We start from the raw sequence: 25,151 nt of genomic DNA on the forward strand, positions 1-25,151 counted from the left end.
TTGCTACCCCGGTCTCGCCGACGGGCAGGGTTTCAGGCGCGCAGTTCGCGTGCCTGCAACCCATGCCCAAAGGAGGCAGACATGACTGCTCAATCCATCGAAACCGTCGCGATTGAGGCGACCGAGGCGACCACGCCGCAGCACGGCGCGGAGCTCATCGTGCCGTTGAACCGGCTCAAGGCCTCGCCGAAGAATGCGAGGAAGACGCCGCACAGCCCGGCGACCATCGAGGCCTTCGCCGCCTCCATCAAGGTCAAGGGGGTGTTGCAGCCGCCCGTGGTCGAGGTCGAGCGGGACGGGGAGGGCGCGCCCACGGGGAACTACCTCGTCAGCATCGGCGAGGGTCGTCGGCAGGGGCTTCGGCTTCTGGCCAAGCGCAAGGCGATCAAGCGGACCCATCCGGTCCGGGTGATCGTGGACGCCGAAAACGACGCCCATGAGATCAGCCTCGACGAGAACATGACCCGCGAGGCCATGCACCCCGCCGACCAGTTCGAGGCCTTCCAGCGGCTGGCCGTGGAAAAGAGCTATGGGCCGGAGGAGATCGGCGCCCGGTTCGGGGTGTCGGCCCATGTGGTGCGCCAGCGGCTGCGGCTGGGATCGGCGGCGCCGGAGTTGATGGCGGCTTACAGGGCGGGGACGCTCGCGCTGGACCAGCTGACCGCCTTCTGCGTCAGCGAGGATCAGGACCGCCAGCGGCAGGTGCTGGAGCAGATCGGTCCCCATACCCCGGCCTACGCCATCCGTCGCGCCATGACCGAGGCCAAGGTTCGCGTCGATGACCGGCGGGTCCGCTTCGTCGGCGTCGAAGCCTATGAGGCCGAGGGCGGCGGAGTCCTGCGTGACTTGTTCACCGAGGACGGCGGCGGCTGGTTGGAGGACGTGGTCCTTCTGGACCGGCTGGTCAGCGACAAGCTGACCGGGCTGGCCGAGGAGGCGCGCGAGCGCGAGGGCTGGAAATGGGCCGAGGTCAGCATCGACTATCCGGATGTTTCGGCGTTCGGACGGGTCTATCCGGTGGCGGTCGAACGGTCCGAAGCGGACGCTGCCGAGATCACGGTTCTGTCCGAAGAATACGACCGTCTCGTCTCGGAGACGGACGCGGCGGAGATGCTGCCGCCCGAGGTGGACGCCCGGCTGGAGGAGATCGACAAGGCCTTGCAAGCCTTCGGCCCGGACTTCGACTACGTCGCCGAGGCCAAGGCCAAGGCCGGAGTCGTGGTGATGCTGGGCCATGACGGCCTCGCCCGGTTCGAGCGGGGTCTGGTTCGGGTGGAGGATGTGGTGGTGGAACCGCCGTTGGAAGACGGCGCCGCCGAGGACGGCGAGACGGGGACTGGACCGGACGCCGGTGGTGACGCGGTGGAGGCCGAAGATGTGGGGCCGTCGCTGTCGGATCGGCTGGTCATCGACCTGACAGCCCACAAGACCATGGGGCTGCGCGACGCGGTGCAGGCCGATATGGGGGCGGCGCTGGCGACGGTGGTCCACGCCCTGGCCTTGCAGGTCTTCTACCCGACCTACGGCGTCTGGACGCCGTTGCAGCTTCGGCTGACGGTCACCGGGCTGGAGCGGCTGGCGCCGGGGGTGGGGGGCGGTCCCGCCGGGCGCCGGGTCAGCGACCGGTGCGAGGCGTGGGGCGCGCGTCTGCCCGAGCGGGCCGAAGACCTCTGGGGCGTGGTGGAAGGTCTGCCGCCGTCGGAGCAACTGGACCTGATGGCCTGCTGCGCCGGGGTCGGCCTCTACGCCGTGCGCGATCCGCACGACCGGAGGCCGGGCGCCTTGGCGCAGGCCGAGACGCTGGCGACGGCGGTCGAGCTGGACATGACCGGGACGTGGACCGCGACCGCCGCCAGCTATTTCACCCGCGTGTCCAAGGCGCGGGTGCTGGAGGCGGTGACCGAGGCCGTCAACGCCGAGGAAGCGACCCGGATCACCGGGTTGAAGAAGGGCGACATGGCCGAGGCGGCGGAACGGCTGGTCGAGGCCAAGGGCTGGCTGCCTGCGGTGCTGCGCGTTGAGCCGCCCGAAACGGAAGGCGGAGACGGCGCGGATGCGCCGGTGACCGAGGACGGCTATTCGTTCGCGGCGGAGTGATCTGAGAAGCCAGAGGTAGGCCGCGCGTCCCTTGCGGGCGCGCGGCCGCTTTGTTTCGCGCCGCCCCGGCGCTCGCGCCCCCTGCGGAGGCGCTCGCGATGCGATGGCTGCATGGTTCCCGCCATGCGGTATGACGGTGGTCCGATGCGCGCAATGATTCTCGTTCTGGTTCTCCTCGCCGCCTGCACGCCGGCGGCGCCGACCGTCATGGGCCGGGCGTCCGTGATCGACGGCGACACCCTCGAAATCCACGACCAACGCATCCGGCTGTGGGGCGTGGACGCGCCGGAAGGGCGGCAGTCGTGCGACGCCGCCGACGGCGCGGTCTACGCCTGCGGCCGACTGTCGGCCAATCGGCTCGATCAACACCTTCAGGACAAGACGGTCGCCTGTTTCGAGGAGGACACGGACCGCTATGGCCGGATGGTCGCCCGCTGCGAGGTCGATGGCGAGGACGTGGGCGCATGGCTCGTGCGGCACGGCCATGCCGTTCGCTACGCCCGCTATGCCGGGACGGCCTACCTCGCCGAGGAGGCCGCCGCGAAGCAGGACGGCGCCGGCCTCTGGTCCGGGCGGTTCACCAACCCCGAAGACTGGCGCCGCGCGCAAAGCGGCGGGCGATGAAGCCTGGCCATTCTTGCGCTGCGGCGAGATCGAACTATCTCCCTGTATAGCCTTGGAACGTTGGGCGCCCATTCCTCACCGGAGGGTCGATCACCTACCTGCCTGCCTTCATCCTGACCTTCATTGTTCAGGTCCTTCTCCGCACCGCTACCGACGCAATTCTGCGCATCAAGGGAGGAACGACCATGACCAATCTGAACACCTGGACCAAGACCAAGCTTCGTAACGTTCCGCACTGTGCGGCCGAGATCGGCCTCAACTTCACGACTGCGGTGATCGCGACCATCGACGGCCCCGGCGGACAGCGCCGGGGCCGTTCTGTTTTCCCGGCGACAACGGCGACGGCGATTCACACCTGATGGGCTGCGGCCCGCGACCAAATCTGACGTATCGCGTCTTGAAACTGGTCTCCGCCGGAGAATCGGCAGGCTAGTGGACGCATGGCGCTCATCCTCGAACTCCCGGACCTGGCGGCCACGCCCGACGATGAGATGCAGCGGCTGTTCCCGTCCTTCGACGGACGCTGGAGCCAGCAGACGCATCAGCTGCTCGCTCAGCACGGGACGGCCCTGCTGAGCCTCAACGACAACTGGGCAGGCACCCCGCAGAACTGGTTCTGTCCGGTCTGCGGCCGGCACAAGCCCGAACTGGTCCGCCTCTCGGCTCAGAACGTCCTCCTGTGCCGGCTTCACCGGCACCACGACCATCTGCGCGACTGCGGCGAGAAGACCTTGCGCCGGGGTGTCCCCGTGCTCGACGACTCCGCCGCCCGGGCGATCCAGTTCAGCGCCGTCGCGGCCTGCAAGACCTCCGCTGAGCGCTTTCACGAGCGGCTGGTCTGCGAGGACTGCAACACTGCCGACGGGCGCGCCAAAGCGCTTTTGAAGGGGGTGGTCCACCCGGACTTCAGCTTCTCGCCGTCGGAGATCGCCCGGTTCATCGTTGTGACGCCGAACAGGCCTCACGAGGTCGACGAGGCGAAGGCGAGAGCGATCTGGGATCGCGTGGCCGACGATATCGGGGACCGGCTCGCCTTCATGGGACACCTCGCCGAGCGGGTGACGGCCGGACGCCATGTGCGGGAGGGCTCGAACTATCGACCCAATGAAACGCTCGCGCTGCTGGCCGACCTTACGAAGGCCCAGACTGAGCCATCGTCCAGCGTCTACAGTTTCAGGTATGAGTTCACGGCGAGATCAACCTGCGACGACGCGGCGGGAACCTCGTCCAAACCGAAGGCCCGACGCCGCTTGCGGCTTCCGACCGAGGCAGACCTGGCTACGTTCAACGCCACCCACCCTGCGGACTCCCAGTGGTGGGCGGGCGGCCCGGACTGGACATGCGCAGGCTGCGACCGGACCCGCTTCCAGATGTTGCGTATCTCCAACGCCGGCGAATGGACCGCCGGCGCCCATCGCCGTGCGGTGCAGATCGCCGAGGACCGACCGGAGGCCTTGCATTTCCGGCATGGCTGGTATGGCGCCGGACCGACCTACCGGGGCGAGGAGACCGCCTGGATATGCAAGGACTGCCGCCAGATCATCACGGACACCAAGACGGCCGGGACCGGTCTGACCGACGACTGCCTGACGCTCGAGGATCTTCGCGCGGTGCTGACCGACGTGCGGCCCCATGAACGTCCCGATTACGACAGGACAGCCGCCGCCTTGCGCGCGGCGGAGAGCGCCGACCATGTCGACGGCGTCGCCGATCTCCATGAGCACCGGACCCGGTGTGCTGGGCCCTCGCGGATCGACGGGCGCAGTTGCGCCGCGGCGGCCTCTCCGAAACGGACGCGCGCGATTGGCTCGTGTCCGAGGTGGACGACCATCACCTGGACGCCTCGGAGTATCCGGCTCTGCTCGATTGGCGGCTGGGCGAGGCGGCGGCCTTCGCGGCGGCCTATGACCGCTATCGCTGGCCGCCGAAACGCCAGGCGCCCGCACCAGCCGCCATCAACCCCGCTTCCTGCCTGAACCGGCGGCCCTCTACATCTTGAACGGGCCAGTCTCCGCAAAGCTGGAGGGGCGCACTCCGAGCGCCGCCGCCGTCTGCAGGCGGTGACGGCGGCAGTTCATGACCGGGTGGCCATTGAACTGGAGCCAGGCGCCGTCGCGACGCTCCACCCAGCCGGAGGCGAACAGGTCGCCGGTCAGGAAGCCCGCATTGGCCGCGCCGATCCATTGTTCGGCCTCGGGGCTGGGCCAGAGGGCGACATGGACGGTCAACTCGTCGAAGCCCGCGTCATCGACATGGGCGAGCCCGGGGATGCCGTCGATCTCGAACCGGTAAACAGCGCCATGCGCGCGCGTCTTCGGGGCGGTCTTCCAGCGGTCGTCGCCGGGCCGCACGGTGAACAGGCGTTGTTCGACGCCCGCGTTCACCGCCGCGATCATGGCGTTGCGCCACGCCCGGTCGCGCGCGTTGGCGTAAGGAATTTCGTCGCCGCGCAAGGCCTGGGTCCGGATGATGTCCGGATGGTCCGGGAAGGACAGCCAGTCGAACCAGATCGGATCATCGGCCAGGTCGGACATGGACGGATCGATCCGGCCGATACGGTCGATGAAGGCCTTGTCGTCCAGAAGGACGATGTGAGGATCGTGCGGATCCTGCTCGCGCACGTAAGCAAGCAGGGCGGCGTGGCTGCCGAACCCGCACGCCGAGGCGAGAGCCTCGGTGAGATGGGCCGAACGGGCGTCGGGATAGGCGTCGGCGAGCGCGCGCTTGGTGGCGCGCAGGGCGAATTCGGTGAGAGCGATAGCGGTCATGGGGGCCGTCCTTCAAATGATCGATGTTCGCCGGTTACCCATCGACCGTGATGAAGGTCGGAGCCGTCTGGTCTTCAAATGCCCGCTTTGACCCGGCGACAAGTCAGGCGAGGCTGCCTGCGGACAGCTTGCCTGAAATCCGATCCGGCTTCAAGGATCGGCGTGTAGTCAGCGCGGCTGACGCGGCCAGAACGGGGGCGAGAGATCGAATGATCTCAGGCTGCGTCACGATCAGGGCTTGCCATACGCGGACAGCCCGCGGACGACGAAGGGCCGTCCGTCAGCGACACTCAACTGTCAGGTGCCCGAGCTCGTGGACCGGCCTCAGCCGGTCCCGCACGGTCTCGCCATCCACGCCGCCAGTTACGCTGACGATGGCGGCGTGGGCTTCCGGGCCGATCCGCCAGACGTGCAGGTCGGTGATCCGGGCGTCGCCCGGTCCCTCCACGAACTCGCGGACCTCGGCCTCGATGGCCTTGTCCGTCGTGTCCAGCAGCACGGCGGCGGTGTCGCGCATCAGGGTCCATGACCAGCGAGCGATGACAATGGCGCCGACGATACCCATCAGCGGATCCAGCCAGACCCAGCCGAGATAGCGGCCCGCGACCAGGGCGACGATGGCCAGGACCGAGGTCAGGGCGTCGGCGAGGACATGGAAATAGGCGGAGCGCAGGTTGTTGTCCCGATGGCCGCCATGGCCCTCGTGGCCATGAGGGTGATCATCGTGATGATCATGCCCGTGGTGATGGCCATGATGACCATGGTGACCACCGCCGGCCAGCAGCAGGGCACTGACCAGATTGACCGCAAGGCCCAGGACGGCGACGAGCGTCGCCTGGCCGAAGGCGACCGACCGGGGATCGAGCAGGCGGACGACCGACTCGCCGGCGATGCCCAGCGCGACGATGCCCAGCACCAGCGCCGAGGCGAAGCCCGCCAGGTCGCCGACCTTGCCGGTCCCGAAGCTGAACCGGCGATTGGCTGAATGGCGCTTGGCGTAGGCATAGGCGCCGGCCGCTACCGCCAGGGCGCCGGCATGCGTCGCCATGTGGAAGCCGTCGGCCAGCAGGGCCATGGAGCCGTAGACCAGGCCGGCGATGATCTCGCCGACCATCATCACCGCCGTCAGGCCGACGACCCACAGCGTGCGCCGCGCGCTGTCGTCGTGCGACCGGCTGAGGAAGTTGTGGTCGTGGGTCAGATGGTCGGTGGCGGCCATGTCAGGGCTTACTTCGAATAGCGGCGGATGATGGCGATCAGTTCGTCGGCGCCGCTCTGACGATCTTCGTCGCTGAGTTCAGGGTGGGCGACGTGGTGGCGCAGGTGATCCTCGACCAGCTCCTCGAGCAGCCCGCCCATTGCGCCGCGGGCCGCCGCGACCTGCTGCAGGACCTGCGAACAGCCCGCCTCGGATTCGATCGCGCGTTCGATCGCGCCCAGTTGTCCCGCGATGCGCCGGACCCGGGCGACGAGCTTCTTCTTGTTGGTGATTGTGTGCGCCATGGATACTCCCCTAGAGTACCTGGCGGTTTGGCGCCACACCAGCGCGCGTTCCACTTGGACGCGAGGCTTGCCGTTAGAGCCGCCATCAGGGAGACTCCGGCGATGAAGAAGAGTCTCGATCATCTGCCGCTGCGGAAGCAGGCGGAACTGCGCCGCGTGGTCGAGGTGGTTCGCGAGTCGTTCGAGGAGGCGATCTCCACACGTCGCGCGGCGAGGCTGAAGAACGGCAAGATCCTCAAGATCATCCTGTACGGATCGTATGCGCGCGGCGACTGGGTGCATGATCCGGTCGGCCGCTACTTCTCGGACTTCGACCTGCTGATCGTCGTCAATCATGAGGACCTGACCGACGGCGAGTTCTGGCATGACGCCGAGAACCGCCTGATGCCTCTCGGGCCGGACATCCGGACGCCCGTCAGCCTCATCGTTCACGGCCTGGACGACGTGAACGAGCAACTGGATCGCGGGCGCTACTTCTTCGCGGACATCGTGCGGGAAGGCGTCGCCCTGCACGACACGCCGGGCGCTAAGCTACACAAGCCGGCGGACTTGAAAGCGGCCGTGGCGCTTGAAGAGGCCGAGCAGCACTTCGAAAAGTGGATGTCCAGCGCCGCAGGCGCTCAAAACGTTGCGCGGCTGTCCATTGAGACGAACCAGCCCAATTGGGCCGCCTTTATGCTCCACCAGACCGCCGAGCATCTTTACCACTGCATCCTGCTGGTGGTGACGCTCTACAGCGCCAAGGCCCACAACCTCGCCTTCCTGCGCAAGAAGGGCGAGGCGATCGACGCGCGTCTGGCTGAGGCCTGGCCGCGCGAGACCAAGTTCGAGCGGCGCTGCTTCGAGCTGCTGCGCGAAGCCTACGTCAAGGCGCGGTACTCCAAACACTACAAGATCAGCGCTGAAGAGTTGGCCTGGTTGACTGAACGGGTCGAGGTGTTGCGCGGCTTGGCGACCGCCGTATGCGAGGAGCGCCTGACCCAGCTACGCGACGAGGTCGTCAATGACCCTGCCGCGTGACCTGTTCGACTCACGCCTGTTGGCGACCATGGAGGCGGCGCGGCTCGCCGCCGAGCCGTTCGAGAGCATACGGCGCGAAACCGCATTGATGAGAGCGGCCGCAGGCTATGGCGCGACCGGCTTGGCGGCGCGCGAGAGTGCGATCGCCATGGCGGCGGCCGGAGCCTGGCCATCGTATGAGCGGATCGAGGGCCTGAGCGCCATCATGCGGGCGCAGGAGGAGTCGGACCGTCTCTATCGCGCCGCCTTCGCACCGGCCTTTGTCGATCGCGCCGAGCGCATCGCGCAACTGGCCGCAGGCTACGCCCTGCCCAGCGTGCTGGAGCAGTTCCGGACGCCGACAGACGACTTCGTCGATCGCATCCTGCGAATGTCGGACAGCGGTCTGGGCGTCGCCTCCATCGCTCTGTCGGAACGGCCGCAGATCGAGGCTTTCGCCCGGGCGTCGGCGATGGCCGATATGTTCGCCGAAAGCGACCGGCTGACGCGCAGCATGCGAGAAGCCGTCGGCGTCTTCTCAATCACGGACATGCCGCAGTTCGCCAACCTGGCCGGCTATCGCAACTTCCTCGACGCCGCCGGTCTGCGGCTTTCGCACTGGCCGCGACGGCGCCTGTTGACGATGGCCGAGAAGCGGCGCCGGCTGAAGGCGCGGCTCCAGGCCAACTCCGCCCCGCCGCATGTAAAGCGGGCCAAGACCTTGGTGCACCGATACGAGTTGACCCTCCGCGAAATCCTGGATGCGGTGATGGCTGAGACCTACGGTGAGGACTGGCCGGATGAGCGTCTGCCGCTGTGCGACTGCAAGGATTTGCTCGGGAAGTGGAAGAACCGGGGAGGCGAGGTTTTCGACCACGCCGACTACACCCACTACGCGCGGATCATGAGCCATCCGGAACATTTCCAGGCGATCTTCGAGGCCGGGTTCGACGATCCCACGGCGGTATTCGATCTTCTGAAACAGGCTGGAAAGCTGCGCGCCGCGTCGCATCATGCGCACCTGTTCACGCCCGACGATCTCAAGGCGCTGCGCCTGACGTGGAACCAGATCGAAACAGGATTGCTCGCGCTCACCCCGGACTTCGATCTCGAGTGGGCGGGCTAGAGGCTCACGGAACGCCTGCCGATCAGACGCGTGGCGTCGGCCGCTGCGCCCTACTCAGCCTTAGTGCAGCACTTCCCCGCCGACCGGATCGACCTGGCGCAACTGGCCCACCGCGTCCTGGACGAAGACCTCGACCCGCTCGCCCCTGTCGATCAGGGTTGTCGCTTTCACAAGCGCGGACTCGATGGCGTCGACGCTGAAGTCGAAATGCCCGGAGTTCTGACCGTCGCGCAGGACTCGCCAGTCGCCGCCGCCACCGTGAACTGGATGGTGTCAGGATGTGTCGCCAAGGGATTACTCCGTCCCTCGCCGTCCAGGAGCGCGGGCGGTCAGCCTTAACCTATCCGACTTCTCAGGGCAGGTTCAAATAGGTCCTGCGCCATCGGCTTGACGGGCCCCCTCCCATTGCCGAGATGACGAGATGGGCAAGTATGATCCGTTGGGCTATCTGCGGCGTCGGCATGAACCCGAAGTTCGCCTGACCTTTCGCGACATCGAACGGATCGTCGGCGGCATCCTGCCGAAGGCGTCGAACGATTCCCGTTGGTGGTCCCAAAGCGCAGGCGACGCCGACGACGCGCCGCAGAAACAGGCCTGGACCTCGGCGCATTTCGTGGCCGAGGTCGATCTGAAGAGAGAGAGGCTGTCCGATTCATCCGCACGGGTGAGTGAGAGGGTGAGGGAGCGCCGGTTCCCGAGACTCGGCAAAGGCATCAACTTGTCGATGCTTTTGCCGAGGCAGAATGTTAAACTGGCGATTATCACCGGGCCGACGCGGGCGCCCGGAAGATGGCGGCGACGTCGTCCAAGACCCGCTCCAGCCTGCGCCTTCGGCGCGGAAGGGAGCGCGTGTGATGTCGGACGATTCAAGAGCCGGAGCGGAATCCCCAGCGCCGACCGCCGGCGGAGAGCCTGCGCCCCCCCGAGATTTCATACGGAGCCCTGTTCGTTCGGTTTTTGGGCTTCGGCTCATGGCCTGGGGAGGACCCGTGGCGCAGATCGCCATGGTCCGCCGCGAACTGGTGGAGGAAGACCGCTGGATCTCCAGCGCACACTTCAACCGCTTGCTGGCGGTGATGCAGGTGCTGCCGGGGCCAGAGGCGCACGAGCTTTGCGTCCATCTGGGCATGCGGGCCAAGGGGCGCGTCGGCGGCATCCTGGCTGGCCTGGGCTTCATGCTGCCGGGGTTTTTGCTGATGCTGGCCCTGTCATGGGCCTATTTCGCCCTCGATATCGACGGCACGGCGCTGGGCGCCGTTTTCCTGGGCGTTCAGGCGGCCGTCATCGCCCTGATCGTCCGGGCCGTGCACCGGATCGGCGCGCATGTCCTGCGTGATGCCGCCCTCTGGATCATCGCCATCGTCTGCGGCCTGGCGGCCTACCTCGGCACGCCCTTCTGGATCACCTTGCCCGCGGCCGGACTCGTCTACGCCCTCTTGAAGCTGCGCCGCCCTGTTGCTGCGGCGCTGGTCGCGATCGTCGCGCTCGCGGGAGCCCTGATCCTCATGCTTGGGACTCCCGCCGCCGGGCCAGGCGCCGTCGAGGCCATCGCCGGGGACGGCGATGTGGCCCTTCTCGTCCTGTTCGCCTCCGGGCTGAAGGCCGGGCTGCTCACCTTCGGCGGCGCCTATACGGCCATCCCGTTCATCCGCAACGACGCCGTGGGGCGAGGCTGGATGACCGATGGACAGTTTCTCGACGGCCTGGCACTGTCGGGGGTGCTGCCCGCGCCGCTGATCATCTTCGCTACTTTCGTCGGTTATGTCGGCGGCGGGCCGATCGGCGCCGTGGTGATGACGGCCGGGGTGTTCCTGCCGGCGTTCGGCTTCTCCCTGGTCCTGTATGACCGCCTGGAGGCCGTTCTGGAGGACAGGCGGTTGCATGCGTTGCTGGAGGGCGTCGCCGCCGCCGTGGTGGGCCTGATCGCGGCGACCACCGTGGACCTCGCCTTGGCGACGAGCGAGCGCATATCCCCGTTGGTCATCGGCTTGGGGATTTTCGCCGCGTCGCTGGCGGTGCTCTACGTTTGGACCAGCAGGTTGAACATCGTGGCGGTGATCGCGGCGGCGGGGGTCGCCGGCGCCATTCTTCTCTGAGCCTAAGCATTGGGGGCGCGTGCCTAGAGCGAAGGCAGGATGTCGATCGCCGGAGGCCGCCCGTTGCCGGGTGACCGAGGCGCGGACAGGCCGGCTCTCCTGGCAGCGGGGCTCAGCCTTGTGCGGCCTCTCAATGGGCTTGATCTGACCGAAAGCCGGTCGTCTTCCGCAACCGGGCGGGGCGAGTTTCTTCCCCGGCCTGGCGGCCTCCTCGCGCAAGCCAAGAAACACGCCCCGTCCGGTCCTCCTCGTGCGCTGCGGGGTCTCTCTCGCCTGCGGCGCTCCGACCTGCGGGCCGCCCGTCTCCCGGTCCACCGATCGCCATCGAGGCCGCGGCAGGCGTGGCCCGAGATCAGCAAGGAGAGACGACCATGGCCACCATCGGCACCTTCACCCAGCAAGCGGACGGCGCCTACAGCGGTTCGATCAAGACCCTGACCCTCAACGTCAAGTCGGCCCAGCTGCGGGCCAACGAGAAGACCGACGAGAAGGCTCCCGACTTCCGCATCTTCTCCGGTCAGACCGAGTTCGGCGCCGCCTGGAAGAAGACGAGCCAGCAGAACCGCGACTACCTCTCGGTCAAGCTCGACGACCCCAGCTTCCCCGCTCCGATCTACGCCTCCCTGGTCGAGATCGACGGCGGGCACAGCCTGATCTGGTCCCGCTGACCGTGCCGCGGGGGCGCTGACGAAGCGCCGCCGCTTCTTCCGAGGGGACCGAGGGCGCGGCTAAGACGCCGCGAGTGTGTGTTCCGGGGTCGGAACAGGGTCCGCTCCCACTACACGGCGGATAAGCGAGCGCAGCAAATCAGCGAGCGCCACGAGGGTCTCGTCATCCTCGCGGCTCGAATAGGGTGAAACGAGATTCCCATGCATCACCGCGTTTCTGATCTTCTGCCAGGCCTTCATCTGGTCGCGGGTGATCACGCCCTGCGCGACCAAGGTCCGCAGCGCGACCGCCACCGTCACCTCCGCCGTGCGCTGGACCGCGCGGATGGCGGCCTCCTTCAGCGCATGGTTCCCCGACCAAGCTCGGATGTGACAGATCAGTGCGGTGCTCGCCTCCATGTCGATGTCGTCGCGCCGAGAGTTGCGCGGATAGAGCATGGTCACCAGCCCCTCGATGCTGCTGGCCAAGGTCATGGCCCAAACCCAGCGTGATCCCCGTACGGCTTGGATCACCTCTTCGTGGAAATGCGTCACGGGATTGGCCTCGAAATTTGGACCCTCGTCGGTGCGGGCGGTGGCGATATGGGCGAGCAGCTTGGCGTAGAGAGCCCAGAAGTCAGCCTTGTCTCGCTCGGCCCGACCGCCCATCCAAAGCGCCGTCCAGTCGGAATCCGGCGACCAGGACGGGCTTCGTCGGACGGACAGCATGGCGCTTCCTTCTTTGAAGATGCGGGCCACGAGCCGGGGGAAGATCAACTGCCCGAACAGAATCCGCAGCGGCTCGCCTAGCCAGTTCTCGGTATAGGTCAGGGGAAAGGCCTCGGAGGCGGGCGTCGAGATCGTCAGGGTGCTCGCGTGGCTGTCGAAGACGAAGGTTACCGTCTCGCCGAGAACCTCGAGCTCGTATCTCGGGACTGGCCGCCCAGCCTCCTGCGGAGTCGAAACGAACCGGGCGAGCATCAGGGACACGTGGTGATCCTTGGGAATGTCGAATCGCGCTTCGGTGGAGCCGGACGGCGACGGCTCTGTCTGCCCGTCACCGATAAGAGATTCTCCGACACCCTCGAACGACCAGCCCTCCGCCCCGGTGTCGATGCGCGGCACCGTCCAACCGCCGGAATACTCCTTGCCGTCTGCGTCTTCGAGCACGAGGCGAAATCGCTTCAGACCATCATACCGATTGTCCCGCTGCCGACGCATCTGCTCGATGACGTAACCCGGGTTCTCGGGGACGCCCACCAAGGTGTACTCGAACCGGGTGGGGGAGACGATCCGCAGCTCGCCCGAGCCCACTACGAGGTGAGGTTCGTGATCGCCCGCCATCAGCCACATGCGAGGGAAGGGGTGGGTCGCGGGGAATTCAGCAAAGCGGGAGAAGTCGTCGAGGAGCGACATGAAGAGGTGGACCTGCGGCGTACCAGATGGGACCGTGACGTGCCTGCAGGCGCGGACATTTGTCGAGTGCCCGCCCGGCTGGGGTGCCCCTCAGGGCGGCGGGCGAGCGGCCGTGGAACGGACGCCGAGGGGAGGGCGGGGAGCACCGGAGACCTACGGGGCGGAGGGGATCGCGGTCTAGGGCAGGATAGGCTTTGCGCCGGCAATGTCTGACAGACCCCAATTCCCATGGACCGCCTCACCCTTCGCCTTCCGCCCGATCTGGTCCGCCGCTTCGACGCCGCCGCGGCCGGCCGGGGCGGACGCTCGCGGTTTCTGCGCCGGCTTATGGAAGAGGCGGCCCAGGCCCCGCTGCCGGCGCCCGTTGCGGCGACGCCGGCGGGCCGGACGGGCAAGCTGACCTTGCGCCTCGCCGAGGCGGACCTGGCCCTGCTGGAGGCCGAGGCGGCGGTCCTGGGCCTGTCCCGCACCCAGTGGAGCGTCGCCCTGATCCGGCGCCGTCTGCAACGCCGGCCGCAGCTGACGCCGCCGGAGGCGGTCGCCTTCATCGAGGTGCAGCGTGAGCTGCGGCGGATCGGGGTCAACATCAACCAGATCGCCCGGGCGATGAACACCGCCGTGCTTGAGGGGACGGTGCTCGATCTGGAGGTGGCCCAGCTCGCCGCCTTCGGGGACGAAATCCGGGCGCACCTGACGGGCCTGCGGGCGGCCTTCGAGGGCAACCTCGCCTACTGGTCCGACGGAACATGAGCGACTTCCGGACTCCCATCGGATTCGAGGAGGCGCTGCGGCCCCCGGTCGACGTCCGGCGCGCCCGGGTGACGCCCGGCGTTCTCGGCCGGCGAGCGGCCGGGGAGGACGCCCGGGCCCAGTTGATGAGGGTCGCGCGGCGGGTTCCGGAGGTGATGGTCAAGATCACCGGCCGCACCCGCGACGGCGGTCATCTGCAGCGGCATCTGGATTACATCTCCCGCAACGGCAAGCTTGTGCTGGAGGGGCCTGACGGCGAACGGCTGGAGGGGCGGGCCGCCGTCCGCACCCTGGGGGAGGACTGGGCCGCCGAACGGGCGGTCGAGCCGGGACGTCGTCGCGACGCGCCCGTGTCCCTGTCGGTCGTCCTGAGCATGCCGGCCGGGACCGACCCCTTGCGCGTGCGCGACAGCGCCCGCGCCTTCGCGATGGCGAGCTTCGGCGATCGCTTTCCCTGGGTGTTCGCCCTGCACACCGACGACCGTCATCCCCACGTCCATCTGACAGTCCGCATGCTGGGGCGGGACGGCGAGCGGCTGAACCCGCGCAAGGCCGATCTTCAGGCCTGGCGGGAGGGGTTTGCCCGGGCCCTGCGCGCCAGAGGGGTCGAGGCCGAGGCGACGCCTCGCCGGGCACGCGGCGTCGTGAGGAAACCGGAGCGCATATCAGTGCGGAAGCTCAGGGAGCGCTATGTGAGCGGAGAGGGACCGATCCCGCGCGTCCTGGCCGGGGCTGCGGCCGAGGCGAGCCGGGCGGGAGATGATGCCGGGCCCTGGCGTGACGCCGTCCGCGAACGCCAGCTAGGGATCCGCCGCTCCCTCGTTGCGGAAGTGTTGAGACTGGGTCGATCAGAGAAGGCCGGCGATCGCGTCGCCGCGGAGGTCGTGGAGCGCTTCGTGCGGACCATGCCGGCCGTCGAAACGCAGCGGGATCGGATTGCGCGGCGGCTCGGTGGCAAGGAAACCGATGTGGACCATCGGTCGGAGCGACCTCGGCGCCGGTGAACCAGAGAGCGAGCATGGCGCCGCCGAGCGGCTGAGGGAGGGGAATGGTCGGGACAGGCGGAGGAGGTTGCTCATCGGTTGGACGTCTCCGGCTTTCGAGGAAATCCGAATGAACCAGCAGGCTCTCGCCAATCCCCGCGGGGTCCAGCCACGGCGGCCAACGCCCGTTCGGCGGATCTGAGGCCAGGCGGCGCGATCATGTACCGACGCTCCGTCCCGCGCATCCATGAGCGCGGCGTACCGGAGCGTTCTCCCGGCGGCCGCAGGCGAAGCGCGGGGGACGCGCGCCACCACGGGGGCTTCCGGCTTGGCGGACATCGGCCGGGTCAGGTCCTTTTGCAGGACCGGCAATTGGCATGCATCTCTCCCCGTAGCGATACGAGCGGCCAGGGAACGGAGCGGCGACGCGCCAATTGTGACTGGCGGTTGGTTGGAACGGCCCGTTCAGTTTGCTCGATGTCCTCCCAGGCCCCTTGTTCTGGTGCGCCGGGTCCTCCTTTTTGGAGTGTAGACTCCAGGCGCGAGGGTCCAAAATGATGCGGAAAACGACTGCCGCCTCAGGAAAAATCGACGTGATGGTCGGATGGTGCGGATCATCCATGAGGTTGAGCCGTTCGTGGATGTCGCGCCACCCGCGCCGTGCTCTCTCACCCGCAAGGATTTGGATGACCCGCTTAACCATCGTGCGTTGCGCACTGCCACTGGGATTCGCACTGCTCGTCGGCGCCTGTCAGACGACGCCTGTCGCCAATGCAGGGTTCCTGACCTCATACCAAGGGCTTCAGACCAAGGAGGGGACATTGAGGGTGGCGGTTCGAGATCGCCGCGACGAAGCGCTCGCGTCTCAGATCGACCATATCGTCATCGAACCGGCGCAGCTTGTCCCCGGCGCGGCCGGCGAAGGCTTGAGCGCCGAGGATGTCGCCAAAGTCTTGGGCGAGGTCGATCGGCAAGTCTGTTACGAACTGAGCGAGCGGTTCACGATCCGCTCCGGGGCGGACGCGGACACCTCCACGGTTCGTGTCGCGGTGACGCGCATCGCGCCTACGGAGCCCGTGTCCTCCGGTGCGGCGGCTGTAGTGAACGTCTTCATCCCAGGACCCGTGGGCGTACGCGCGCCGGGCTCGACAGGCGGCCTTGCCGCCGAGGCAGAGCTTCTTGCCGTTGATGGCCGCCAGGCTGCCGCGGTCGCCTTTGCGAGGTCGGCGAATGTGATCGGCATGGACACGCCATCCCTGTCTCGGGTCGGTGACGCGCTCCAGTTCGCCGAAGTGTTCGGGGATCAGGTCGGCGACAGTTTCGCGCCCGAAGACCGGCCGGTTCGGCCTATTCCTACGCCGGATCCCTGCGGCCGCTTCGGATCGCGAGACCGGCCCGCCGGTTTCCTGACCCGTCTTGTGACCGGCCTGTACGTGCCGGAGGCCGAAGGTGTCCGACCGCAGTGACCAGAGATCAGCTACGCGGCGGCATCAAATTTCCGTCGTCAGACGGCGTGACAAACGTCTGACTGCGACAGGCGACCGCTGTGGTTGTCCGCACGAGCGAAGTCCTCGCCGAAGCGCGGCAGCCGCTCAGACCAACGGCTGAAATCGTCGAGACGGTCGGGCTTGCCCACGAGGACAAGGCCGTGCGCGTTGCGTCCCAAGGCACAAACGCCGAGGCGCCTCGGATCAGTCTGTCCAACCGCCCTCCTGCACGGGGGCTTCATGCGTCAGGTCAGGTGCCGCTCGCCCACGCCCTGATCGTGCCGAATAGCTGGTCAGCCTGGGGTCGGAGCAGAGGATCGCTCCTGGCTTCCCTGAACGTCTGGTCTCCGGGCGTCGGCGAATCCGCCTGGCGCAGAAGACACCTCAAGCTTCACCCTCACGAGGTTGAGGCGGCCGGCGTGAGATCCAGGCGCAGCGAGCGGTTGATGCGGACGGCGTCGGGCTCGTGAACGCCGGCGGCGTCGGCGTAGGCGCGCCAGTCGCGGACGCGGCCGGCGATCGCCTGCACCATGCCGAGGGTCTTGCGGCGCTTGAAACCGCAGTGGGCGCCGAAGGCGACCAGGTCTTCGAGCGTGAAGCCGTCGCGCTTGCCGTTGAAGGTCATCTGGTGGGTGCTGGTCCAGGGGCCCGACGGATTGTAGGCGTAGCCGACGTCGAAGGCCGGGGAGAGCCGCCAGCCGCCGGAGCGGTCCATCAGGAAGGCGATGTTCTTCACGTGATCGTCCTGGTTGCGGATGAACAGGTTGAAGACGGCGCGGCGGAACTGCTGCTCGATATCGGCGGCCCCGAGGCCGAGCAGGCGGAGGGTCTCGACGGCCTGTTCGTAGCTGTAGGCGCCGGCGGCGTTGAAGTCGAAATGCCGGAGCGCGCCGAGGGACTGCATGTGCAGCTTGCGGCCGTCCGGCGTGCGGTCGAAGCGCCGGGTCATGAAATGGCTGCGCCCGCCCTCGTGGTGCAGGCGGCATTCGGCCATGTCGATGCCGACGTCGGCGGCCATCCTGGAGAAGGCGTATTCGATCAGGCCGAAACCCTGCGGATCGGCCAGCTCCCTGTCGCGGTTGTTGCTGACGCCGTCGAACTTCATCAGCCAGTAGGAGAAGCCTTCGCCCGCCGGGGCCTGGCCGGAGCGGAACTCGCCGGTCTCCTCGTTCCAGGCCAGCACAGCCTTGGCGCGGGCGCCGCCGGCGGAGGTGCCGACCCGCAGAATCTCCTCGAGGGTGTCGTGGTCGTCCTCGCCCGATAGCACGCCCTTCATGTCCTGGCGCATGGACAGGACCTGGTTGGCCAGATCGACCAGGGCCTCGATCTGCAGCCGGCGCGAGCGGCGGGCGGCCTTCATCAGGGTGGGATGGAACTCCAGCGCGCCCATGCCGCGGGCGCCGATGTAGCAGAGCCGTTCGACCGGGTTGAACGACCGGACGTCACGGCCCTGCCGGGCCAGCCAGGCGTCGATCAGGGCGTTTCCGTATTTGTCGGGCAGGGAGTCGGCCAGCAGGCCGGGCAGGCCCTTGAAGGCGTCGCGGGGCAGTTCGGGAAAGGCGTAGGGGGCCAGGCTCGGCGGCATCACCAGCGGGGAGACGGCGATGCGGCTGGCGACGAACTCGGGGACGTACTGGAACACCGCATGGTCGCGGTCCTCCAGCCAGCTGACCGCGCCGATGTCGCGGCCCCACAGGCGGATGGTGGCGTCGGTCACTGGTCGTCTTCCCAGGTCCAGGGCGTGGCGGGGCCCCCGGCGCCCGCGCCGCTGGCGCGCCGGCGTTCGCGCCCGGCGGCGATGCGCACCCGGTCGACCGGCCGGATGTCGGCGGGCGGGGCGAGGGCCTCCAGCCGGTCCCCCAGGCCGAGCGCTTCCAGCACCCGGATCAGGGTGTCGAGGGAGACGTTTTCTCCGGCCTCGAGCCGGCGCAGGGTGTTGAGGGCGACGCCAGCGTCGTCGGCGAGCTGGCGCTGGGTCAGGTTGCGGTTCAGCCGCTGCGCCGCCAGACGGTCGCCCAGTTGCTCCGCACGGGTCAGGAGGGTGGCTTCGGCGGTTGACATTCAAGAACCCTCATACGGGTGTTTGTCGGCAGTATGAGCTATTATCGCTAATGTATGGGTGCTTATGGTTTCGATCAAGAGAGAATATATAAAGGCCCATACATGGGTGATTCATGGCGTTAGGGATCATAAGCACCCAGTTATGGATATTTGCGGACCATCCCGAGCAACCCGCCCGTCAGCGTTTGCGGCGCCTGTCAGCATCCGGGCGGTCCCTTGTCGGCGACCGTTCGAGGTCCGGCGGCGGCCGGAACGCATGGCCGCGTTCGAGGTGGGCCGCGGCCCGCGCCCAGGCGCGTTCGAGCAGTCGCGTCCGCGCCGCCGGATCGGCGACCAGGGTCTGGACGGCCGCGGCGGCCAGCCGCATCCGGGCTTCGAGCGGCGGGGACGGGACGAACGGGCGCTCGGTGGGGCGTGGGCGATCGGGGTCCCGGGCGGTGGTCCGGGCCCCGCCCGCCTGGCGGTCCCGTTCGGTGGGGCGATAGCCCTGAACCGCGATGTCCATGGCCTGGGCCTGGACCCAGACCTCGCGGCGGAAGGCCGGATCGCCCTCGACGCGGACCTGAGTCCAGCCGCGATGGCGCGCGATCGTGAGCATGTCGGCGACGACGTCGGGATAGGCGCTGGCGGCCGTCAGGGCCCGGCCCGCGTCGCGGAAGGCCGGCGCGTCGGCGCGGTGGTCGCGAAAAAAGCGCTCGGCCCGGCCGCGGCCGTCGTGTTCGATCAGATAGCGGTCGAGGATCGACGGCGGCAGGTCGCCCTTGATGCGCGAGACCGTCGCGCGGTCCGGGCCGGCCGGCGTCAGCCGGCTTTCGGCGGGCGCGTCCCGTTCGGGTTTGTCGGATGAGGGCGCGGCGGCGGCCATCAGCGGTCACGCGTGGGATCGAGGGCCGGGGCGGGCGCGCGGACGCCCGCGTCGATCATCCGGTCCAGCCAGTCGCCCACCGCCGCCTCGTCGGCGCCCGGCGCCGGCGGGGGCGCCCCCTCCGCGGCGAAGGCGCGGGCGATGGCGTCGAACTCGAACATCGCAGTCTCGTCGGCGGCGGGGACGGGATCGACCGGCTCGGGGGTGGGCGGATCGACGCGCGGCGCGACGGGGACGAGCGGCGGTGGGCGGCGGCGGCGGACAAAGACGCGCTCGCGCCAGGAGACGATCTTGCGCCCCCGAGTCGGCGGCAGGCCGGCCTTGAGCACGATGAGGTCGCCGGGCGGCAGCTGCATCAGTTCCTGCGGCAGCATCAGGGCGCGGCGCTGGTCTGAGGCGGTGGTGCTGCGCCGCCCCGGGGCCAGGCCCGTGGGCCGGCTGCGGCTGCGGGCGCTGTAGGTGTAGAAGCCGAGCCGCTCGCTGAGGTCCTGGGCGACCTTGAGCTCCTTGGGGGCGAAGACGACCTCGACGCCGCAGTTGGTGAGGATTTCCTCGGCGACGTCGGGGCCATAGAGGGCGCGCAGCTGGGACGGGCTCTGGATCACCGGCAGCAGGCGCAGGCCGTAGCCGGCGACGAAGGAAAAGGCGTGGGCGAGGACCGGCGCGGGGCCGAGGCGGGCGAACTCGTCGAGCAGCACCAGCGCCGGCCGGTCGCCGGGGCCGGGAAGGGCGCGGCTGTTGAGATCGACGAGCTGCTGGAACAGCAGGCTGTAGAGCGGCGCGACCCGCTGCATATTGTCGGGGGCGGCCCCGAGATAGAGGGAGATCCCGCCGCGGCGCAGGGCGCGCAGGTCGAAGTCGCTGGCGGCGGTGGCGGCGTCCACCGCCGGGTTCAGCCACAGGCCCATGCGGGTGGTGATGGTCTGGCGCACCGAGGCGAAGGTGTTCTCGCCGGCGCTGCAGAAGTCGGTCAGGGCCGAGACGCAGGGGCCCGACAGCGGCCGGTCGGCGCGCCGCCGTTCGGCGATCAGGGCCGGAAACCGCGTGCGCGGATCGCCCCGGGTCAGCTGGCGGAAGATCTCGCCGAGGGTGAAGGGCAGGGCGGGGGTTTCGGCCACGAAGGCGCCGACGCCGATGAAGCCGATGCGGGCCGCTTCCGACCAGAAGGGGTCGGCGTGGTCATGGCCGGGGAAGAGCATCACCGCCATCCGCTGCAGTTCGTCGAGCACGATCTCGGGCCGGTCGCGCGCGACATGGCCGAGCGGGTTGTAGCGAGCCGTGCGGCCGTCGAGGGCCAGGGGGTCGAACATCAGCACCCTCTGGCCTGAGGCGGCGCGAAAGCCGGCCGTGGCCAGAAAGTTCTCGCGCTTGATGTCGAGCACGACGACCGAGCCGGGCCAGGCCAGCAGATTGGGGATGACCACGCCGACACCCTTGCCGGTGCGGGTCGGGGCGTAGACGATCACATGCTCGGGCCCGTCCGAGATCAGCAGGCCTCCCCCGGCGCGCCCCAGCACAACGCCCTGTCGCGCCCGCAGGCCGGCGCGGCGTTGCTCGCCCGCCGTCGACCAGCGCGCGGCGCCGTGCAGGGGGCGGCGGCGGTTGGCGATGCCGACGACGATGAGGATCAGCAGCAGCAGGCCATGCCCGGCCGCGCCGATGCGCAGCCAGCGGCGCACCAGCGGATCGTCGCGATAATACCAGAACCAGCCGGGGACGCGGGCCAGGTCGATATCCGCCTCCAGTCGGCCGAGGCCGGCGAGGGCGACGAGCGCGGTTCCCGAAAGCGCGATCGCCAGCAGGGCGGCGAAGGCGAGGGCGACGAGGGCGGCCCTAGCCGCGGGGCTGACGCTTGCGAGCCGGCTCATGCCAGACCTCCGTCATGCGGAACCGGCCGTCGATCTTCTTCATCTGCACCACCACGTCGACGAGCAGATGAAGCAGGGCGCGGATGTCCTCGCGCGGCAGGTCGCGTCCGCCCTCGGACTCGCGCACCAGCAGGGTGAGCTGCTCGAAGGCCAGGGCGGCGGAGTCCGCGTGCACCGTGGTGATCGAGCCCGGATGGCCGGAGTTGACGTTGCGCAGATAGAAGAAGGCCGTGCCGTCGCGCAGTTCCTGCAGCAGGATGCGGTCCGGCCGCATGCGCAGGGCGCTCTCCAGCAGCGCCTTGGGGCCGACCCGGGCCAGGCCCTGTCCCTCCTTCGAATAGAGCAGGTGGACGACATTGCGGTGGGGGACGGTCAGTTCGCGGGTGTCCTCTATGGTCAGCAGCCGCTCGTGGGCGGGGATCAGCTCGACCAGTCCCTTGGCGAAGGTGGTCTTGCCCGACCCCGTCGCCCCGGAGATCAGAATGTTGCGGCGGCCCTCGACGGCGAGGCGGAAGAATCCGGTCCAGTCGCCGGCGGCCCGGCGTTCGATCAGGGCGGCGTCCACATCGTCAACGCCGCCGACGTCGGCGGCGCGCGTGTCGGCGAACAGGCCGGCGGTCTCGAAGTCGCTGAGGCCCATGCGCCGGTGCGATGGCTTGCGGATCGTCAGGGACACGGTTCCGGCGGGCGCCGCGGGCGGCAGGACGATCTGGCAGCGGGCCTCGCCGGGCAGGACGGTGGAGCAGATCGGCCGTTCGGCGTCGACGTCCTGTTTGGTGTAGGCGGCGGCGGCGACCGCCAGGGTGCGCAGCCAGGGCTCGGTCAGCCCGGGCGTCTCGTGCCAGCGCCAGCCGCCGGCCTGTTCGACCCCGACCTCGCCCGGACGGTTGATCACCACTTCGGTCACGTCGTCCGGCTCGAGAAAAGGCCGCAAGGGGGCCAGATAGTGATCGAGGACCGATGTGTCGTCCATCACCGGGCCCGCAGCCGGTAGACCCCGGAGAAGTCGAGGTCCTGGGCGACGAAGATGGAGACCTCCGCGCCCTGGGCCTTGCGCAGGGTCGGCGGGATGCCGACCGAGTTCTGCAGCGCCACGGCGGCGGCGTCCGACGGGACGCGGGCGGTGGATTGAACGCCGCGGTCCTCGCCGGCGGCGGCCTGGACGCCGTCGTCGACGATCGACAGCAGCAGGGCCCCGCCGAAGCGGTCCCAGAAATGGGCGTCCACCGACCCGTCGAAGCCCGCGCGACCGAGGGCGTCGGCGGCGGGGGAGGCGAGGGAGACGGCGACGCCGCCGGGGGTGACGGCGCGGGTCCACAGCACGAACAGCCGTCCGCGGCCCGGCTCGAGCCCGCCGCGGTACTCGCCGAGCACCCGGCTGCCCCGCTCCATCAGGACGACGGCGCCGTTGTCGGACCAGACGTCGCTCGGCAGGACGCAGCTGACATAGCCGGGCGTGGCGCTATCCATTGCCGTCTGCAGCACGCACGGGACGCTGGTTCCGGCGGTCAGCAGCAGGTTGCGGTGGGGCAGGCGGCCGGCCTGGCTCAGGGCGATCGGGCTGACCCGGCGCAACTGGTCGAGCGAGGAGGGGTCCGCCACCCGATCGTCCGCCCGGGCCGGGGCTCGCGCGGGCCGCTCCGGCGTCGTGGACCCGGCCGGGCCGGGCCGACTGTAGGCCAGGACCGGTGCGCGGCGGGCGCTTTCGGCCAGCGCCTGGCGCTCGTCCGCGGGCGAAGGTCCGCCCGCCGGGACCGGGTCGGACGTTCGCGCGCCGTCCAGCGCGGGGATGCGGTCCGCTTCGTCGATCAACAGCGGCGCCGAGGGATCGGAGGCCGCCTCGCTCAGCAGCGGCGGATCCACGGGGCGGCGCGCCGGCTCGAACGGAGTCGACGGGCGCACCGGTTCGTCGGCGGACGCAGGGTCGCGGCGGCCGGCGTCGCCCCGGTCCCATGTGGCGAACAGGAAGACGCCGCAGCCCAGGGCCAGGGCGGCCAGGGCCGTCATCTTGCTGTGTCGCCCGCCGAGCCGACCGGCGATGGGCGAGACGCCCCGGTCCTGGACGGGCTCAGGACCGTCCGCACCCGGCGGCGGTTCGGACGGCGAAGGGTGTTCATGTGTCATGGCCGGTCTCCGGCGGGGGCGCGCTCGACGACGGGGGAGGCGGTGCCGGTCCCGACGGCCCGGCCCCGCCCGTCCCGGGCCTCGTTGAACAGGCACAGGACCGAACGGCCGCGGCGCAGGCGCAGGCCCCGGGGGACGCCGTGGATGACGACGAACTCGCCGCGGACGTCATAGGGGACGAGGCGCTCGCCGCCGTCCTCGCCGACCTCGAACAGAGCCGGCACGGCCTGGTTTCCGGGGAAACGCAGAACGGTGAAGCTGCCGTTGTCGCTGACCTCGGACGGCTGCAGGGCGGGATCGCCCTGGGCCGACCAGGCCAGATTGCGGGGGCCTTCGAGCGCGCCTCGCGCCAGTTCGAGTCCGATCAGCCGGGTTTCGGCGGCGCGGGCCGCCGCGGCGAGCGCCCCGGCGGCGGCCGTCTGGTCGTCGCCGGGATAGCGGAAGCGGATCTGCCAGGCGACGGGGCCGCGCGCGTCGGGGTCCCGGGCCTGGAGTTCGAAGGCGTAGTGGCGCGCCTCGCCATCGCGGTCGGTGACCACCAGCAGATTGGTGGCCGGGTGGCGTTCGCGCGGCTTCAGGAACAGGACCGAGCCCTCGGCCGCGACCTCCCAGGCCACGCTGTCTCCGATGGCGGCGTGACGGATCGTCTCCCGGGGCGAGAAGATGATCTGGGTCGCGGTGCGCCACGCCCCGGAGACCGGATAGACGGCGCCCGGCTCATAGGCGACCTCGCGGACGCGGGGATCGGTCGGCGCCTGGGCCAGAACGGGCGAGGCGACGGCGAGGAGGGCGGCGGCGAGGGCGGCGGCGGGAAATCTCATCGGATGACCTCCGGATCGGCGCGATAGGAGACCACCTGGAAGCCGAGCGGGTTTCTCAGCCGGTCGGCCTCGGTCATCGGCGCGCGGGTGTAAGAAAAGGCGATGGTGGCGATCCAGTCGCTCTCCACCGTCTGCCGGGCCTGGCGGACCGTGCGGCGGAAGCGGACGTTGGCGACCTCGTCATTGATGAAGCCGATGGCGCGGATGGCGATGACCGCCTCGCCGTCGGGACCGTAGAGGTTCTGCGGGCTCTGCGGATTGGAGCCTCGGTAGAGGTCGGCCCAGCGGCGCTGTTCGGCGGGGCCCGAAAGGATCGACACCAGGCGGAAGGCGTCCTCGGCGGCGGGATCGAGGTAGCCCTCGCGGGCCCTCACGTACTGGGCGAGGAAATATTTGCTGACGGCCTCGTCGTAGCGCGCCGGCCCATCCTCGCCGGACAGGCCCCGGACGACGTCGACCGCGCCGGTGGCCTGGTCGACGCGGATGACGAAGGGTTCGGTCGTCTTCAGCGGGGTCAGCAGGGCGACGGCGAGGGTGGCCGACGCCGCCAGGGCCGTGGCGGCGCCGGCCGCGATCCAGGCGAGGCGCCGCGAGCGCAGGGCCTCGGCGAGCCGGTCCTGGTCCCAGCGCCGCGCCTCCGCGAAATAGCGTTTCAGCTCGGGTGAGGGGGCGCCGGTCATGCGCAGCCTCCCGACGCGTCCCCGGGCGACGTCGGCGCCGGGGCCGGCGCCGGGGGGGACGCGGCCGGCGGGGTGGGGAGGACCGGCGCCGGCGCCGATGGCGAGAGCAGGATCGAGCCGTGGGGATTGGCCGGGCGGCGGGCGGCGCCGTCGCAGACCGGCAGGTCGGGACGGGCGAGGCCGGCGCAGCCGCCGAGCGCGGCGCAGGCGAGCATCAGGATCAGGCGATGGGACAT

The 25,151-nt window shown here is 69.3% G+C and carries 24 protein-coding genes; 11 read left to right on the top strand and 13 right to left on the bottom strand.

Annotated elements, in window-relative coordinates; all coding sequences use genetic code 11:
• Positions 1-81: 81 nt before the first annotated feature.
• From PSV00_RS09855 to PSV00_RS09870, 4 genes are all read left to right on the top strand, one after another.
• On the top strand, positions 82-2,097 hold the full coding sequence (locus tag PSV00_RS09855; RefSeq protein ID WP_300446603.1) for a ParB/RepB/Spo0J family partition protein: 2,016 nt from the start codon (positions 82-84) through the stop codon (positions 2,095-2,097).
• A 153-nt stretch (positions 2,098-2,250) separates the two neighbouring features.
• Positions 2,251-2,721, top strand: coding sequence for a thermonuclease family protein (locus tag PSV00_RS09860; protein WP_300446605.1), 471 nt, complete (start codon positions 2,251-2,253; stop codon positions 2,719-2,721).
• 185 nt (positions 2,722-2,906) lie between these two features.
• Entirely contained in the window at positions 2,907-3,080 is a 174-nt protein-coding gene (locus tag PSV00_RS09865; RefSeq protein ID WP_300446607.1) for a hypothetical protein, read from the top strand.
• Positions 3,081-3,161: 81 nt separating this feature from the next.
• A complete protein-coding gene (locus PSV00_RS09870) occupies positions 3,162-4,697 on the top strand; it encodes a hypothetical protein (protein ID WP_300446609.1) in 1,536 nt (511 codons plus the stop codon).
• Between the two features lie 12 nt (positions 4,698-4,709).
• Here the strand turns inward: PSV00_RS09870 and PSV00_RS09875 are convergent, their stop codons facing one another.
• The 3 genes from PSV00_RS09875 to PSV00_RS09885 all read right to left on the bottom strand — a co-directional run bounded on the left by PSV00_RS09875 (position 4,710) and on the right by PSV00_RS09885 (position 6,992).
• The gene (locus tag PSV00_RS09875; protein ID WP_300446611.1) at positions 4,710-5,489 is read right to left on the bottom strand and encodes a hypothetical protein; all 780 of its coding nucleotides are present in this window, start codon (positions 5,487-5,489) and stop codon (positions 4,710-4,712) included.
• 280 nt (positions 5,490-5,769) lie between these two features.
• Positions 5,770-6,708: a CDF family Co(II)/Ni(II) efflux transporter DmeF gene (gene dmeF, locus PSV00_RS09880; RefSeq protein ID WP_300446612.1), complete on the bottom strand. Its 939-nt coding sequence runs from the start codon at positions 6,706-6,708 to the stop codon at positions 5,770-5,772.
• Positions 6,709-6,716: 8 nt separating this feature from the next.
• On the bottom strand, positions 6,717-6,992 hold the full coding sequence (locus PSV00_RS09885) for a metal/formaldehyde-sensitive transcriptional repressor (protein WP_300446614.1): 276 nt from the start codon (positions 6,990-6,992) through the stop codon (positions 6,717-6,719).
• A gap of 102 nt (positions 6,993-7,094) precedes the next feature.
• Here PSV00_RS09885 and PSV00_RS09890 point away from each other — a divergent pair, with 102 nt between their 5' ends.
• The 4 genes from PSV00_RS09890 to PSV00_RS09905 all read left to right on the top strand — a co-directional run bounded on the left by PSV00_RS09890 (position 7,095) and on the right by PSV00_RS09905 (position 11,881).
• Positions 7,095-8,012, top strand: a complete 918-nt coding sequence (locus tag PSV00_RS09890; protein ID WP_300446616.1) for a HEPN domain-containing protein — start codon at positions 7,095-7,097, stop codon at positions 8,010-8,012.
• Positions 7,996-9,117 (top strand): hypothetical protein, encoded by a 1,122-nt coding sequence (locus tag PSV00_RS09895; protein WP_300446618.1) that lies wholly within the window; start codon positions 7,996-7,998, stop codon positions 9,115-9,117. The genes PSV00_RS09890 and PSV00_RS09895 overlap by 17 nt, the downstream gene beginning before the upstream one ends.
• Positions 9,118-10,106: 989 nt before the next feature.
• Complete coding sequence (gene chrA, locus PSV00_RS09900) at positions 10,107-11,213, top strand: chromate efflux transporter (RefSeq protein WP_300446621.1); 1,107 nt, start codon at positions 10,107-10,109, stop codon at positions 11,211-11,213.
• A 371-nt stretch (positions 11,214-11,584) separates the two neighbouring features.
• Positions 11,585-11,881, top strand: a complete 297-nt coding sequence (locus PSV00_RS09905; protein WP_300446623.1) for a DUF736 domain-containing protein — start codon at positions 11,585-11,587, stop codon at positions 11,879-11,881.
• Between the two features lie 60 nt (positions 11,882-11,941).
• Here the strand turns inward: PSV00_RS09905 and PSV00_RS09910 are convergent, their stop codons facing one another.
• Positions 11,942-13,276 (bottom strand): hypothetical protein, encoded by a 1,335-nt coding sequence (locus tag PSV00_RS09910; RefSeq protein WP_300446625.1) that lies wholly within the window; start codon positions 13,274-13,276, stop codon positions 11,942-11,944.
• 228 nt (positions 13,277-13,504) lie between these two features.
• Here PSV00_RS09910 and mobC point away from each other — a divergent pair, with 228 nt between their 5' ends.
• The 3 genes from mobC to PSV00_RS09925 all read left to right on the top strand — a co-directional run bounded on the left by mobC (position 13,505) and on the right by PSV00_RS09925 (position 16,475).
• Positions 13,505-14,026 carry a plasmid mobilization relaxosome protein MobC gene (mobC, locus tag PSV00_RS09915; protein WP_300446627.1) on the top strand — a complete coding sequence of 174 codons (522 nt, stop codon included), beginning with the start codon at positions 13,505-13,507 and terminating at the stop codon, positions 14,024-14,026.
• The gene (locus tag PSV00_RS09920) at positions 14,023-15,030 is read left to right on the top strand and encodes a hypothetical protein (protein ID WP_300446629.1); all 1,008 of its coding nucleotides are present in this window, start codon (positions 14,023-14,025) and stop codon (positions 15,028-15,030) included. Before mobC ends, PSV00_RS09920 begins: the two co-directional genes overlap by 4 nt.
• A 665-nt stretch (positions 15,031-15,695) precedes the next feature.
• On the top strand, positions 15,696-16,475 hold the full coding sequence (locus PSV00_RS09925) for a DUF3313 family protein (RefSeq protein ID WP_300446631.1): 780 nt from the start codon (positions 15,696-15,698) through the stop codon (positions 16,473-16,475).
• A 418-nt stretch (positions 16,476-16,893) separates the two neighbouring features.
• Here the strand turns inward: PSV00_RS09925 and PSV00_RS09930 are convergent, their stop codons facing one another.
• The 9 genes from PSV00_RS09930 to PSV00_RS09970 form a co-directional block, all read right to left on the bottom strand.
• Positions 16,894-18,213 carry a type II toxin-antitoxin system HipA family toxin gene (locus tag PSV00_RS09930; protein ID WP_300446632.1) on the bottom strand — a complete coding sequence of 440 codons (1,320 nt, stop codon included), beginning with the start codon at positions 18,211-18,213 and terminating at the stop codon, positions 16,894-16,896.
• Complete coding sequence (locus PSV00_RS09935) at positions 18,210-18,557, bottom strand: helix-turn-helix transcriptional regulator (RefSeq protein WP_300446634.1); 348 nt, start codon at positions 18,555-18,557, stop codon at positions 18,210-18,212. Before PSV00_RS09935 ends, PSV00_RS09930 begins: the two co-directional genes overlap by 4 nt.
• 178 nt (positions 18,558-18,735) lie before the next feature.
• Positions 18,736-19,422, bottom strand: coding sequence for an LPD7 domain-containing protein (locus PSV00_RS09940; protein WP_300446636.1), 687 nt, complete (start codon positions 19,420-19,422; stop codon positions 18,736-18,738).
• Complete coding sequence (locus PSV00_RS09945) at positions 19,422-21,290, bottom strand: type IV secretory system conjugative DNA transfer family protein (RefSeq protein ID WP_300446638.1); 1,869 nt, start codon at positions 21,288-21,290, stop codon at positions 19,422-19,424. Before PSV00_RS09945 ends, PSV00_RS09940 begins: the two co-directional genes overlap by 1 nt.
• The gene (gene virB11, locus PSV00_RS09950) at positions 21,256-22,263 is read right to left on the bottom strand and encodes a P-type DNA transfer ATPase VirB11 (protein WP_300446640.1); all 1,008 of its coding nucleotides are present in this window, start codon (positions 22,261-22,263) and stop codon (positions 21,256-21,258) included. The genes PSV00_RS09945 and virB11 overlap by 35 nt, the downstream gene beginning before the upstream one ends.
• On the bottom strand, positions 22,263-23,414 hold the full coding sequence (gene virB10, locus PSV00_RS09955) for a type IV secretion system protein VirB10 (RefSeq protein ID WP_300446643.1): 1,152 nt from the start codon (positions 23,412-23,414) through the stop codon (positions 22,263-22,265). The genes virB11 and virB10 overlap by 1 nt, the downstream gene beginning before the upstream one ends.
• Positions 23,411-24,235 (bottom strand): TrbG/VirB9 family P-type conjugative transfer protein, encoded by an 825-nt coding sequence (locus PSV00_RS09960; protein WP_300446645.1) that lies wholly within the window; start codon positions 24,233-24,235, stop codon positions 23,411-23,413. The genes virB10 and PSV00_RS09960 overlap by 4 nt, the downstream gene beginning before the upstream one ends.
• Positions 24,232-24,915: a VirB8/TrbF family protein gene (locus PSV00_RS09965; protein ID WP_300446647.1), complete on the bottom strand. Its 684-nt coding sequence runs from the start codon at positions 24,913-24,915 to the stop codon at positions 24,232-24,234. Before PSV00_RS09965 ends, PSV00_RS09960 begins: the two co-directional genes overlap by 4 nt.
• Positions 24,912-25,151 (bottom strand): hypothetical protein, encoded by a 240-nt coding sequence (locus tag PSV00_RS09970; RefSeq protein ID WP_300446649.1) that lies wholly within the window; start codon positions 25,149-25,151, stop codon positions 24,912-24,914. The genes PSV00_RS09965 and PSV00_RS09970 overlap by 4 nt, the downstream gene beginning before the upstream one ends.

This window comes from Brevundimonas sp. (genome assembly GCF_029945885.1).
Taxonomy (GTDB): Bacteria; Pseudomonadota; Alphaproteobacteria; order Caulobacterales; family Caulobacteraceae; genus Brevundimonas.